The sequence below is a fragment of the Variovorax sp. CF313 genome, from assembly GCF_000282635.1.
Classification (GTDB): Bacteria; Pseudomonadota; Gammaproteobacteria; order Burkholderiales; family Burkholderiaceae_C; genus Variovorax.
Genome location: NZ_AKIW01000033.1, coordinates 154,778 through 168,350, shown reverse-complemented (window position 1 = coordinate 168,350; position 13,573 = coordinate 154,778). Strand labels below are relative to the sequence as shown.

The window sequence follows — 13,573 nt, the reverse complement described above, 5'->3', positions numbered from 1 at the left end:
TTCATGGCTGAGCTCGTGGCGATTTGGCATCCGTGGCGGGCGGGTGGCATGAATCCAGTTACTCAAAAGGCGCATTCGAACACGTGGCATTGCAGCAAATAGTGGAACAAACCGTGGCCGGTCTCGGCTATGACCTGGTCGAGATCGAGCGCTCGGCCGGGGGATTGCTGCGCGTGACGATTGATTTGCCCTGGACGGCCCCCACCTCCGAAGCTGTGGCTGCCGGTGTGCCCGAGCCCTTCGTGACGGTTGAGGACTGCGAGAAGGTGACGCGCCAATTGCAATTCGCGCTCGAGGTCGATGGTGTCGATTACAAGCGGCTCGAGGTGTCCTCGCCGGGTATTGACCGTCCGCTGCGCAATGAGCAGGATTTCGAGCGTTTCGTGGGCGAGGTGATCGACATCACGCTCAAGGCGCCCATGGGCGCTGCAGCGGCGGGCCAGGTGTCGGCCAACCGCAAGAAGTTTCGCGGCACGCTGGAGCGGGTCGCAAAGGTAGAGGGTGCCGCTGGCGCCCAGGGCTGGCAAATCGTCTGGAGCGATGCGCCGGAGCCCAAGCCAGGTCAAAAAGTGAGCAAGAAGCGCGCGCCCGCAACGCTGCAGGCGCTGGGCTTCGTGCTGGACGAGCTGCGCGACGCGCGGCTCGCGCCCATTGTGGATTTCAAGGGCCGCAAGGCCAAAACCCAACCGGGTTTTTCGGATATTGACGACGGAACGCAGGTTCCGGACTGACCAGAGGAGTGGTGGCATGAATCGCGAAATGTTGATGTTGGTGGATGCGATCTCGCGCGAGAAGAACGTCGAGCGTGACGTCGTCTTCGGCGCGGTCGAATCCGCACTGGCGCAAGCCACCAAGAAGCTCCATCAGGGCGACGTGGACATCCGCGTCGCGGTCGATCGCGACAGCGGCGACTACGAGACCTTCCGCCGTTGGCATGTCGTGCCCGACGAGGCCGGCCTGCAGCTGCCCGACCAGGAAATCCTCCTGTTCGAAGCCAAGGAAGAAATGTCGGACATCGAAGTCGGCGAGTACATCGAAGAAGCGGTGGACTCGGTGCCGATCGGCCGCATCGGCGCCATGGCCGCCAAGCAGGTCATCCTGCAGAAGATTCGCGATGCCGAGCGCGAGATGCTGCTCAACGACTTCATGTCGCGCGGCGACAAGATCTTCGTGGGCACCGTCAAGCGCCTGGACAAGGGCGACATCATCGTCGAGGCAGGCCGCGTCGAAGGCCGCCTGCGCCGCAGCGAGATGATCGCCAAGGAAAACCTGCGCAATGGCGACCGCGTGCGCGCCATGATCATGGAAGTCGACCTGACGCTGCGCGGCGCGCCCATCATTCTTTCGCGCTCGGCCCCCGAGTTCATGATCGAGCTGTTCCGCCAGGAAGTGCCCGAGATCGAACAAGGCCTGCTCGAAATCAAGAGCTGTGCCCGCGACCCTGGTTCGCGCGCCAAGATCGCCGTGCTCTCGCACGACAAGCGCGTCGATCCGATCGGCACCTGCGTCGGCGTGCGCGGTACCCGCGTCAACGCCGTGACCAACGAGCTCGCCGGCGAGCGCGTGGACATCGTGTTGTGGAGCGAAGACCCGGCCCAGTTCGTGATCGGTGCGCTGGCCCCGGCCAACGTGTCGTCCATCGTGGTGGACGAAGAAAAGCACGCCATGGACGTGGTGGTCGACGAGGAAAACCTCGCGATCGCCATTGGCCGCGGCGGCCAGAACGTGCGCCTGGCTTCCGACCTCACCGGTTGGAAGATCAACATCATGGACGCCAACGAGTCGGCCCAGAAGCAGGCGAGCGAAACCGACGCCAGCCGTAAGCTCTTCATGGAAAAGCTCGACGTCGACGAAGAGATCGCCGACATCCTCATTTCCGAAGGCTTCAACAGCCTCGAAGAGGTGGCCTACGTGCCGATCTCAGAAATGCTGGAGATCGAGGCCTTCGACGAAGACACCATCAATGAGCTGCGCTCGCGTGCCAAGGATGCGCTGCTGACAATGGAAATCGCCAAGGAAGAGGATGTCGAGCCCCAATCGGCAGTGTCGCAAGACCTGCACGATCTCGAAGGCCTGGACCCCGAGCTGATTCCCAAGCTGACCGAAGCGGGTGTGAACACCCGTGACGACCTTGCCGACCTCGCGGTCGATGAACTCACCGAGATCACCGGCCAGAGCGCCGATGACGCCAAAGCCCTCATCTTGAAAGCCCGCGAACACTGGTTCGCCGGCCAAGAGTGACGGTCATGGAGGCACGAAACCAATATGTCCAGTACCACTGTCGCCGAGTTCGCGAACGAGCTCAAGAAGACTCCCGAAACCTTGCTTGACCAGCTCAAGAGCGCAGGCGTGCCCAAAGCGGCCGCCACCGATGCACTCACCGAGGCTGACAAGCAGCGCCTGCTCGGCCATCTGAAGGCCAGCCACGGCACTGTCGAGCCCGAGCGCAAGAAGATCACGCTGACCAAGAAATCGACCAGCGAGATCAAGCAGGCCGACGCCACCGGCCGCGCCCGCACCATCCAGGTGGAGGTGCGCAAGAAGCGCACCTTCATCCAGCGCGAGGATGGCCATCCGGCCACGCCCGAACACGCGCAGCAGGCCGCCGAAGCCCCGGCAGCCGCGCCGGCCGCACCCCGCGTAGACGAAGCCGAACTGGCCCGCCGCGAGGAAGAAGCGCGCCGCCAGGCCGAGCTGATCCGCCGCCAGGAAGAAGAGCTGGCCGAAAAGCGTCGCCTGCGTGAAGAAACCGAAGCACGTGAACGCGAACAGGCTGAAAAAGCCGAACGCGCCGAACAGGCCGAGCAGGAAGCTGCACGTATCGCCGCCGAAAAGAAGGCTGCCGCCATCGCGGAAGCCGCGGCAGTGAACGCTGCCGCCAGGTCAGCCGCCGCGCCGGCCGTGGCGCCAGCGCCCGCAGCGACAGCGGCTGATGTTGCTGCCGCCGCCGCGGAGCAACAGGCTGCCGACACCAAGCTCGCCGCGCAGACCGCTGCGATGCAGGCCAAGGAAGACGCGAAGGCCAAGGCTGCGGCCGAATCGAAGGCCCGTGCCGACGAGGAAGCTGCGCGCGCCAAGGACCTCGACGAGCGGCGCCGCAAGGCCCTCGCCGAAGCCGAAGCCATCCGCGCCATGATGAACGCACCGGCCCGCGTGCTGGTGCCGCACAAGGCGCCCGAGAAGCCGCAGCCCGAGAAGGCCGCGGTCAAGGGCACGCTGCACAAGCCGGCTGCACCCGCAGCGCGCCCCGGCGCGCCTGCCGCGCCCGGCGCTGCAGCGGCACCCGGAGCTGCCGGTGCCGGCAAGGAAGTCAAGTCAGCGAAGCTCTCGTCGAGCTGGGCTGGCGATCCCGCCAAGAAGAAGGAAATCAAGACCCGCGGCGATGCCAGCGGCGGTGTCGGTCGCGGCAATTGGCGCGGAGGCCCGCGTGGGCGTCGCGGCAACGACCGTGGCGGTCATGATGAGCAGCACGCACCGGCCGCGCCGGTCGAGGCACGCGTGCTCGAAGTGCACGTGCCCGAAACCATCACCGTGGCCGAGCTCGCGCACAAGATGGCCGTCAAGGCGCAGGAAGTCATCAAGCAGCTGATGAAGCTCGGGATGATGGCGACCATCAACCAGTCGCTCGATCAGGACACCGCGATGATCATCGTGGAGGACATGGGTCACAACGCCGTGGTTGCCGCGCTGGACGATCCGGAAGCCTTCACCGACGAGGACGTGTCGGCGCAAACCGCCGAAGCCCTGCCGCGCGCACCGGTCGTGACCGTCATGGGCCACGTCGACCACGGCAAGACCTCGCTGCTCGACTACATCCGCCGCGCCAAGGTCGCCGCGGGCGAAGCCGGCGGCATCACGCAGCACATCGGCGCGTACCACGTGCAAACCGAACGCGGCATGGTGTCCTTCCTCGACACCCCGGGTCACGAGGCCTTCACGGCCATGCGTGCCCGCGGTGCGCAGGCCACCGACATCGTGATCCTGGTGGTGGCGGCCGACGACGGCGTCATGCCCCAGACCAAGGAAGCCATCAAGCACGCGAAGGCGGCAGGTGTGCCGATCGTGGTTGCGATCAACAAGATCGACAAGCCCGATGCCAGCCCGGACCGTGTGAAGCAGGAACTGGTGGCCGAAGAGGTCGTGCCCGAAGAGTACGGCGGCGACGTGCCGTTCGTGCCGGTGTCCGCCAAGACGGGCCAGGGCATCGACGACCTGCTCGAGCAGGTGCTGCTGCAGGCCGAAGTGTTGGAACTCAAGGCGCCGGTGGATGCCGCCGCCAAGGGCCTGGTCATCGAAGCCCAGCTCGACAAGGGCCGCGGTCCGGTCGCCACCGTGCTGGTGCAGTCCGGCACGCTCAAGACCGGCGACGTGGTGCTGGCCGGCTCGACTTACGGCCGCGTTCGCGCCATGCTGGACGAAGACGGCAAGTCGACCAAGGCCGCGGGCCCCTCGATCCCGGTCGAGATCCAGGGCCTGACCGAAGTGCCGCAGGCGGGCGACGAGTTCATGGTGATGAGCGACGAGCGCCGTGCGCGCGAAATCGCCACCTACCGTGCCGGCAAGTTCCGCAACACCAAGCTGGCGAAGGCGCAAGCCGCGAACCTGCAGAACATGTTCACCGACCTGTCGGCCGGCGAAGTGCAGACGCTGCGCATCATCATCAAGGCCGACGTGCAGGGCTCGCAGGAAGCGCTGGCGCAATCGCTGCTCAAGCTGGCGACGGACGAGGTCAAGGTGCAGGTGGTGTACGCGGGCGTGGGTGGTATCAGCGAAAGCGACATCAACCTCGCCATCGCCTCCAAGGCGGTCGTGATCGGCTTCAACGTGCGTGCCGATGCCGGTGCGCGCAAGCTGGCCGAAGGCAACGGCGTGCAGCTGAACTACTACAGCATCATTTACGACGCCGTGGACGAGATCAAGGTCGCGATGTCGGGCATGCTGGCGCCGGAGCGCCGTGAGGAAATCATCGGCTCGGCCGAGATCCGCACGGTGTTCGTGGCCTCGAAGATCGGTACGGTCGCGGGTTCGTACATCACATCGGGCTCGGTCAACCGCAGTGCGCACTTCCGCCTGCTTCGCGACAACGTGGTGATCTACACCGGCGAAGTCGACTCGATCAAGCGCATGAAGGACGATGTCCGCGAAGTCCGCGAAGGTTTTGAGTGCGGTATCAAACTCAAGAACTACAACGACATCAAGGAAGGCGATCAGCTCGAGTTCTTCGAAATCAAGGAAATCGCCCGGACGCTGTAAGCGTTCGAAGCGAGAGAGTCCATGCCGAAAAGAAAAGCCGCCGCCCCCAACCGCGCGTTCAAGGTTGCCGACCAGATCCAGCGCGATCTGACGGAGCTGATTGCGCGCGAGTTGAAGGATCCGCGCGTGGGCATGGTCACGATCCAGGCGGTCGAGGTCACGCCGGACTATGCGCATGCGAAGGTCTTCTTCAGCCTGCTCACGGGCGACGTGGACGAGACCACCGAGGCGTTGAACCAGGCCGCGGGATTCCTGCGCAACGGCCTGTTCAAGCGCCTGCATATCCACACCGTGCCCACGCTGCACTTCCTGTTCGACCGCACCACCGAGCGTGCAGCCGACATGAACGCGCTCATCGCGCAGGCCGTCGCTTCGCGTTCGAAAGACGACTAGCCATGAACGCGCCACGCACACGGGTGCAGCGGCGCCCTGTGCATGGGGTGTTGTTGCTCGACAAGCCGCTGGGACTCTCCAGCAACCAGGCCTTGCAGAAGGCCAAGTGGTTGCTGCGCGCCGAAAAGGCGGGCCATACCGGCACGCTCGATCCGCTCGCCACGGGAGTCCTGCCGCTGTGCTTTGGCGCGGCCACCAAATTCAGCCAACTTCACCTTGACGCCGACAAGACCTACGCGGCCACGGCCCGTCTGGGCGTCAAGACCGCGACCGGCGATGCCGAAGGCGACGTGATCGCCGAGCGGCCCGTGCACGTCACGCCGGAAGACCTGGCGCGCGTGGAAGCGCAGTTCACAGGCCCGATCCGCCAGGTGCCCCCGATGCACAGCGCGCTCAAGAAAGACGGCAAGGCGCTGTACGAGTACGCCCGCGAAGGCATCGAAGTCGAGCGCGCGCCGCGCGACGTGGTGATACACAAGCTCGAACTCGCCGCCATCGATGACAACACGATCCGCATTCTTGCCGCCGTCAGCAAGGGCACCTACATCCGCACCCTCGGCGAAGACATCGGCGAGGCGCTGGGCTGCGGTGCGCACCTGACCTCGTTGCGCCGCACCGCCACTGGCGGCTTCGTCGAAGCCCGGTGCATCACGCTCGAGGCGCTCGAAGCCTTGGACGAAGAAGAGCGACTGGCACGGCTCCTGCCTGCCGAAGCTCTGGTGGACGGCCACAGCCGCGTCACGCTCGGCGCGGAAGATTCGGCACGTTTTCTCTCGGGCCTGCGCCGCCGCGGCAGTTGGGCCGATGCGAGGGAGGTGGCCGTGTTCGGCACCGAGCCACCTGCCTTCCTCGGCACGGCCCACGTCACGGCCGGCGAACTGATACCGGGGCGCTTGCTGAACCCCATCGAAATCCAGCAAATTCTTTTGAACGCACAACAGATCGAAGCGACACCATGAGTACCAACCAAATCCGCAATATCGCCATCATTGCCCACGTGGACCATGGCAAGACCACGATGGTCGACCAACTGCTGCGCCAGTCCGGCACCTTCGCCGAGCACGAGAAAGTGGTCGACACGGTGATGGACAACAATGCCATCGAAAAGGAACGTGGCATCACGATCCTGGCCAAGAACTGCGCCGTGACCTGGGAAGGCACGCACATCAACATCGTCGACACCCCGGGCCACGCGGACTTCGGCGGTGAAGTGGAGCGCGCGCTGTCGATGGTCGACGGCGTGGTGCTGCTGATCGATGCACAGGAAGGCCCGATGCCGCAGACGCGCTTCGTGACCAAGAAGGCGCTGGCCCTGGGCCTGAAGCCTATCCTCGTGGTGAACAAGGTCGACAAGCCCGGCGCGAACCCCGACAAGGTGGTCAATGCCGCCTTCGACCTGTTCGACAAGCTCGGCGCAACCGACGAGCAGCTGGACTTCCCCGTGGTGTACGCCTCGGGCATCAACGGCTGGTCGTCGCTGGAAGAAGGCGCACAGGGCGAGCAGTGGGGCCCCGACATGTCGGCCCTGTTCAACACCATCCTGAAGCACGTGCCGTCGCAAAAGGGCGACCCCGCCGCGCCGCTGCAACTGCAGATTTCCGCGCTCGACTTCTCGACCTTCGTCGGCCGCATCGGCGTGGGCCGCATCAGCCAGGGCACGCTGAAGCCGATGACGGACGTGATCGTGATGGAAGGTCCGGATGGCAAGGCCGTGAAGGGCCGCGTCAACCAGGTGCTGACGTTCCAGGGCCTGGACCGCGTGCAGGCGACAGAAGCCGGCCCCGGCGAGATCGTGCTGATCAACGGCATCGCTGACATCGGCATCGGCGTCACCGTGACCGACGCCGCCAACCCGGCGCCGCTGCCGATGCTCAAGGTCGACGAGCCGACCCTGACCATGAATTTCTGCGTCAACACCAGCCCGCTGGCCGGCCGCGAAGGCAAGTATGTCACCAGCCGCCAGATCTGGGACCGCCTGCAGAAAGAACTGCAGCACAACGTGGCGCTGCGCGTGAACGAGACCGACGAGGAGGGCGTCTTCGAAGTCATGGGCCGCGGCGAACTGCACCTGACCATCCTGCTGGAAAACATGCGTCGCGAAGGCTATGAAATGGCCGTGTCGAAGCCGCGCGTGGTGTTCCGCAACGTCAACGGCGAAAAGCACGAACCCATCGAGCTGGTCACGGCCGACATCGAAGAACAGCATCAGGGCGGCGTGATGCAGGCACTGGGCGAGCGCAAGGGCGAACTCGTCAACATGGAACCGGACGGCCGCGGCCGCGTGCGCCTCGAATACCGCATTCCGGCGCGGGGCCTGATCGGCTTCACCAACGAATTCCTGAACCTGACGCGCGGCTCGGGCCTCATTAGCAACATCTTCGACAGCTACGAGCCGCACAAGGGCGAGATCGGCAGCCGCAAGAACGGCGTGCTGATCTCCATGGACGACGGTGAAATCTTCACCTACGCCCTGGGCAAGCTCGACGATCGCGGCCGCATGTTCGTGAAGGCGAACGACCCGGTGTACGAAGGCATGATCGTCGGCATCCACAGCCGCGACAACGACCTGGTGGTGAATGCCACGCGTACCAAGCAGCTGACGAACTTCCGCGTCTCGGGCAAGGAAGACGCGATCAAGATCACGCCTCCGATCGAACTCACGCTCGAATACGGCGTGGAATTCATCGAGGACGACGAGCTGGTCGAAATCACGCCCAAGAGCGTGCGCCTGCGCAAGCGCTACCTGAAGGAACACGAGCGCAAGCGCGCAGGCCGCGACACGTCGCAGGGCTGATCGCTTTCGGATTGCAGCCCCCTTCATGCGCCTGACGCACGGCAGCGCCGTCTGGCTGATGGCCGTCGTGACCCTGATGTGGGGCACGGCGGGCGTCGTTACGCGGCACCTCGCGCAGGCGCACAGTTTCGAGATCACCTTCTGGCGCAGCTTCTTCACGATGCTGGCGCTGCTGGTGATCTTGCCGCTTTGGCGGGGGCGTGCGGTGTTCTCGCAGCTGCGTCATGCCGGGCGCGAGCTCTGGATCTCCGGCGTGTGCTGGGCCGTGATGTTCACGGCCTTCATGGTCGCGCTCACGCTGGCTTCGACGGCCAGCGTGCTCGTCACGATGTCGCTCGGGCCGCTGTTCACTGCGCTGGCGGCGCGCTCTTTCATCGGGCATCGGCTGCCCGCGCGCACCTGGCTGGCCATCGTGGTCGCGGGGGCCGGCATCGGCTGGATGTACGGCACGCAACTGCTGCAGGGCGGCGGCGGTTCACTGGCCGGTACGCTCGTTGCGCTGTGCGTGCCTTTGGCCGGCGCGACCAACTGGACCGTGGTTCAACACGCGCAAGCCAAGGGTCGCAGGATCGACCTGGTACCTGCCGTGCTGATTGGTGCGGTGCTCTCGGCGCTGTTCACGTTGCCCTTCGCCTGGCCCTTCAGGGCCAATGCGCATGATCTCGGGCTGCTGGCTTTCCTGGGCGTGTTCCAGCTCGCCATTCCCTGTGTGCTCTCGGTTCTGTGCGCCCAGGTGCTGAAGGCGCCTGAGGTCGCGTTGCTGGCCTTGCTGGAGGTGATCTTCGGCATCGCGCTGGCCTGGATCGGCGCGGGAGAGCGGCCTGCAGCGAGCGTGCTGACCGGCGGGGTGCTGGTCATCGGCGCGCTGGTGTTCAACGAACTGCTGGCATTGCGTGGGCGGCGCAGCACGATCGCCGACACCGCGGTGCCGGGTGCCCACTGAGGGGCCGGTTCTGCCGCGTGCGGTTCGGATCTCCTCCACACCGCGAAACCAGAAAAAAACGCCGGCAGATGCCGGCGTTTTTGCGTCAGATCCGCAGGGGATCAGGGACGGGCAACCTTCCAGGCGCCGTTCAGGACACCATCGCCGGTCTTGTCGCCGGGCTTGGCATCCTTCGCCCAGTAGTACAGCGGCCAGCCCTTGTAGGCCCACTGGCGCTTGCCGTCTTCGCGAATGATGATGGTGTAGCCGCCGATGGGCTTGGCGGCGTCGGCCACGCCGAGCGGGGGCCAGTTGGTGGCGCACTGGGCGTTGCAGGCGGAGGTGCCGGAGCCCGCGGTGTCCTTGGCGAAGGTGTACAGCGTCATCCCGTTCGGTCCGACCAGCACGCCGTCAGCGGTGCGGGTGGGCGTGTCGGGCGCGCTGGCGGTCTTGTTGGACATGCCGCCGCAGCCGGCGAGCAGGGCCGCCGCGAGGATCGAGGCGCTGAGCAATTTCATGCAGTTTCTCCTTCAGTTGAAAAATCGCGACAACAAGCTTGGTGACAGGCCAGGCGAGATGATTGCGCGAGCCGGCAGTTTATGCGGTCGGCACGACAAATTGCGGTAGGCCGGGGTCGCGAGTTCGAGCAAAAGGGTCGTGCGGCAATCTGCCGGGGATGGCGCCTGCAGAAAAGACTCAGCGGCTGCGGTTCTTCATCGCGCGCTCGACCTCGCGCTTGCCTTCGCGGTCCTTGATGGTGTCGCGCTTGTCGTGCTCGGCCTTGCCCTTGGCGAGCGCGATCTCGCACTTCACCTTGCCGGCTTTCCAGTGCAGGTTGAGCGGCACCAGCGTGTAGCCCTTTTGCTCGACCTTGCCTATCAGGCGACGGATTTCGTCCTTCTTCAGAAGCAGCTTCTTGGTGCGGACCGAATCGGGATTGACGTGGGTGGACGCGCTCTTGAGCGGGTTGATCTGGCAGCCGACGACGAACAGTTCGCCGTTGCGGATCACCACGTAGCCGTCGGTGAGCTGCACCTTGCCTTCGCGCAGCGATTTGACTTCCCAGCCTTCGAGGACCATGCCGGCCTCGAAGCGCTCTTCGAAGAAATAGTTGTACGCGGCCTTCTTGTTGTCGGCGATGCGGGAGGAGGTGTCTTGTTTCTTTGTGGCCATGACTCGGGAATGTGGGGGCTGCATGGCTTCAATACAATCCGTCGCGCACGCTGTGCCGATTCTATGAAAACAGTCAACAAGTCCGTCCTCATCTGGTACAGCGCCGAAGAGATGTATGCGCTCGTCACCGATGTGGCGAGGTATCCGCAGTTTCTTCCGTGGTGCGACAAGGCCCGCATTCTCGAGCAGGACGAGGCCGGCATGACGGCCGAAGTCGGTCTGGCATTCGCCGGTTTGCACCAGAGCTTCACGACCCGCAACACGCACGTGCCGGGGCGCGAGGTACAGCTGAAGCTGGTCGACGGGCCATTCTCCAACCTCGATGGCAAATGGAAGTTCGTGCCCGTGGGCGAGCAAGGCGAGCGCGCCTGCCGCGTCGAGCTGCACATGAGCTACGGCTTCAGCAACTTCGCCCTGCAGGCACTGGTGGGGCCGGTGTTCGACACCATCGCCTCCAGCCTGGTCGAGGCGTTCGTCAAGCGCGCCGAGCAGGTCTACGGCTCGTCCTGATGATCATCGAGGTCACGCTCAGCTGCTCGCCGGCGGCGCGCGAGGTGTTCGAGCAGGTCCTGCGGCTCGCACCCGACACGACGCTGGCCGATGCGGTCCGGGCCAGCGATCTTTCCCTGCGCTTTCCGGATCTGGATTGGCGGCACGCCATGACCCCGGGCATCTGGGGCAAGGTGGTCGAGTGGGAGCAGGCCCTGAAGGACGGCGACCGCATCGAGCTGTGCCGTCCCCTCAAGGTGGACCCCAAGGTGGCGCGCCGGGAGCGGTTCCAGCGCCAGGGTGCTCGGGGCACAGGCCTGTTTGCGAATCGCCGCAAGGGCGGCAAGGCCGGCTACTGAGCGCCGGTTACTTGCAGTCGCTGTTGATGACCGTCTGAAGGCGCTTCTGCTCGGCGGCGCGCGCAGCGTCGTCCATGATCTCGCGCTCGCCCTGCGCATTGACCTTGGCAATGCGGATGCCGCTGTCGACCGTGGCTTTGCCCTGGCGCGCGAGCGCGCAGTTGTCGGCCTTGGCCTTCGCAACCTTGGCTTCTTCCGCAGCCCGCTTGGCTTTTTCCTCGGCCTCGGCCTTCTTGGTCTTTTCCTCGAGTTCCTTGTCGACGCCGGTGGGCTTCGGCGTGCCCGCCGTCTTGGCAGGTGCACCAGCCTCCGCAGTCGCGCCTTCGGCGGGCGATGCATCGACGTTGGGATTCGCGCGCGACACCGGCGGCGGACCCACGCGGCGCAGGATGTTCTTCTCCGGCACATCGGGCGGTGGCGCCTGATCGCTGAAGACCTTCTTGCCGTTCTTGTCGACCCATTGCCATTGCGCGCTCGCCGACAGCGGCAGCGCAACGACACATCCCAGTACCAGCCAGTGCACGAATTTCATCCCTGAAGTTTAGCCGGGCCTTACTTTTTGCAACATGCGGGGTGGGTGGTTTTGCAACGCTTCGAAAAAGCCCGGCCCGGCAAACAGGTCGGGGGCCTCGTTACAATCCATCTTTTGGAGCTTCACCCATGCGCCTTCTCGGCAAAGCGCTCACCTTCGACGACGTGTTGTTGGTGCCAGCGTTCTCCCAAGTCCTGCCCAAGGACACCTCTCTCGCCACCAAATTCTCCCGCAACATCACGCTGAACCTGCCGCTCGTCTCGGCGGCCATGGACACCGTGACTGAAGCCCGCCTCGCGATCGCCATCGCGCAGGAGGGCGGTATCGGGATCGTGCACAAGAACCTCACCGCGCAACAGCAGGCCGCCGAAGTGGCCCGCGTGAAGCGCTACGAGTCGGGCGTGCTGCGCGACCCCGTGGTGATCACGCCGACGCACTCGGTGCGCCAGGTGATGGCGCTGTCCGACCAGCTCGGCATCTCGGGCTTCCCGGTGGTCGACGCCGGCAAGGTGGTCGGCATTGTCACGGGACGCGACCTGCGCTTCGAGAACCGCTACGACGTGCCCGTCAGCGAAATCATGACGCAGCGCGACCGGCTCATCACCGTGCCCGACGGCACCACGCTGGCCGAGGCCAAGGCGCTGCTGAACAAGCACAAGCTCGAACGCCTGCTGGTCATCAACGGCGACTGGGAGCTCAAGGGCCTGATCACCGTCAAGGACATCACCAAGCAGACCAGCTTCCCCAACGCCGCACGCGACGCCAACGGTCGCCTGCGCGTGGGCGCGGCGGTCGGTGTGGGTGACGGCACCGAAGAGCGCGTCGAAGCCCTCGTGAAGGCCGGCGTCGACGCCATCGTGGTCGACACCGCGCATGGCCACAGCGCCGGCGTGATCGAGCGCGTGCGATGGGTCAAGAAGAACTATCCGCAGGTCGACGTCATCGGCGGCAACATCGCCACCGGCGATGCCGCGCGCGCACTGGCCGACGCCGGCGCCGACGCGGTCAAGGTCGGCATCGGCCCTGGCTCCATCTGCACCACCCGCATCGTGGCCGGCGTGGGCGTGCCGCAGATCATGGCGGTCGACAGCGTCGCCACCGCACTGCAAGGCACGGGCATTCCGCTGATCTCCGATGGCGGTGTGCGCTACTCGGGCGACATCGCCAAGGCCATCGCGGCCGGCGCCAGCACCGTGATGATGGGCAGCATGTTCGCCGGTACCGAAGAGGCGCCGGGCGAAATCGTGCTGTACCAGGGCCGCAGCTACAAGAGCTACCGCGGCATGGGCTCCATCGGCGCGATGCAGCAGGGCAGTGCCGATCGGTACTTCCAGGAGTCGACCACCGGCAACCCGAACACCGACAAGCTGGTGCCCGAGGGCATCGAAGGCCGCGTGCCCTATAAGGGCTCGATCGTCTCCATCGTCTACCAGATGGCCGGCGGCGTGCGTGCCAGCATGGGCTATTGCGGCTGCGCCACCATCGCGGACATGCAGAACAAGGCCGAGTTCGTCGAGATCACCACGGCCGGCATTCGCGAGAGCCACGTCCATGACGTGCAGATCACGAAGGAAGCGCCGAACTACCGCGCTGAATAAGCTCATTCTGGCCAGACCTTGAAAATCGGGCCAGACTGAGTTTAGAATTTGGGCCAGATT

General features: G+C 65.1%; 13 protein-coding genes. 10 read left to right on the top strand and 3 right to left on the bottom strand.

All coding sequences use genetic code 11. The features are described from left to right. The first annotated feature begins 83 nt into the window (after positions 1 to 83). Genes rimP through PMI12_RS11360 form a run of 7 tightly spaced genes read left to right on the top strand, consistent with a single transcriptional unit; the run spans position 84 to position 9,383 of the window. Positions 84 to 731, top strand: coding sequence for a ribosome maturation factor RimP (rimP, locus tag PMI12_RS11390; protein ID WP_042673195.1), 648 nt, complete (start codon positions 84 to 86; stop codon positions 729 to 731). A gap of 16 nt (positions 732 to 747) precedes the next feature. Beyond that, positions 748 to 2,241, top strand: a complete 1,494-nt coding sequence (gene nusA, locus PMI12_RS11385) for a transcription termination factor NusA (protein ID WP_007832261.1) — start codon at positions 748 to 750, stop codon at positions 2,239 to 2,241. 24 nt (positions 2,242 to 2,265) lie between these two features. Beyond that, the gene (infB, locus tag PMI12_RS11380; protein WP_007832258.1) at positions 2,266 to 5,253 is read left to right on the top strand and encodes a translation initiation factor IF-2; all 2,988 of its coding nucleotides are present in this window, start codon (positions 2,266 to 2,268) and stop codon (positions 5,251 to 5,253) included. A 21-nt stretch (positions 5,254 to 5,274) separates the two neighbouring features. Beyond that, the gene (gene rbfA / locus PMI12_RS11375) at positions 5,275 to 5,646 is read left to right on the top strand and encodes a 30S ribosome-binding factor RbfA (protein WP_007832256.1); all 372 of its coding nucleotides are present in this window, start codon (positions 5,275 to 5,277) and stop codon (positions 5,644 to 5,646) included. A gap of 2 nt (positions 5,647 to 5,648) precedes the next feature. Continuing rightward, positions 5,649 to 6,605, top strand: a complete 957-nt coding sequence (truB, locus tag PMI12_RS11370) for a tRNA pseudouridine(55) synthase TruB (RefSeq protein ID WP_007832254.1) — start codon at positions 5,649 to 5,651, stop codon at positions 6,603 to 6,605. Beyond that, on the top strand, positions 6,602 to 8,440 hold the full coding sequence (gene typA / locus PMI12_RS11365) for a translational GTPase TypA (RefSeq protein ID WP_007832252.1): 1,839 nt from the start codon (positions 6,602 to 6,604) through the stop codon (positions 8,438 to 8,440). The genes truB and typA overlap by 4 nt, the downstream gene beginning before the upstream one ends. A 25-nt stretch (positions 8,441 to 8,465) precedes the next feature. After that, a complete protein-coding gene (locus PMI12_RS11360; protein WP_007832250.1) occupies positions 8,466 to 9,383 on the top strand; it encodes a DMT family transporter in 918 nt (305 codons plus the stop codon). A 101-nt stretch (positions 9,384 to 9,484) separates the two neighbouring features. On the opposite strand, the gene PMI12_RS11355 is transcribed toward PMI12_RS11360, so the two are convergent. Next, complete coding sequence (locus PMI12_RS11355) at positions 9,485 to 9,880, bottom strand: COG4315 family predicted lipoprotein (protein ID WP_007832248.1); 396 nt, start codon at positions 9,878 to 9,880, stop codon at positions 9,485 to 9,487. 178 nt (positions 9,881 to 10,058) lie between these two features. After that, positions 10,059 to 10,535 (bottom strand): SsrA-binding protein SmpB, encoded by a 477-nt coding sequence (smpB, locus tag PMI12_RS11350; protein ID WP_007832247.1) that lies wholly within the window; start codon positions 10,533 to 10,535, stop codon positions 10,059 to 10,061. Between the two features lie 63 nt (positions 10,536 to 10,598). Between smpB and PMI12_RS11345 the strand changes: the two genes are divergently transcribed. Together PMI12_RS11345 and PMI12_RS11340 are read left to right on the top strand one after the other, a co-directional pair. Beyond that, positions 10,599 to 11,045: a type II toxin-antitoxin system RatA family toxin gene (locus tag PMI12_RS11345; protein WP_007832245.1), complete on the top strand. Its 447-nt coding sequence runs from the start codon at positions 10,599 to 10,601 to the stop codon at positions 11,043 to 11,045. Next, positions 11,045 to 11,383 (top strand): RnfH family protein, encoded by a 339-nt coding sequence (locus tag PMI12_RS11340; protein WP_007832243.1) that lies wholly within the window; start codon positions 11,045 to 11,047, stop codon positions 11,381 to 11,383. The genes PMI12_RS11345 and PMI12_RS11340 overlap by 1 nt, the downstream gene beginning before the upstream one ends. 7 nt (positions 11,384 to 11,390) lie before the next feature. On the opposite strand, the gene PMI12_RS11335 is transcribed toward PMI12_RS11340, so the two are convergent. Then, a complete protein-coding gene (locus tag PMI12_RS11335) occupies positions 11,391 to 11,915 on the bottom strand; it encodes a DUF4124 domain-containing protein (protein ID WP_007832242.1) in 525 nt (174 codons plus the stop codon). Positions 11,916 to 12,043: 128 nt separating this feature from the next. Between PMI12_RS11335 and guaB the strand changes: the two genes are divergently transcribed. Beyond that, positions 12,044 to 13,513, top strand: coding sequence for an IMP dehydrogenase (gene guaB, locus PMI12_RS11330; RefSeq protein ID WP_007832241.1), 1,470 nt, complete (start codon positions 12,044 to 12,046; stop codon positions 13,511 to 13,513). Positions 13,514 to 13,573: the final 60 nt, after the last annotated feature.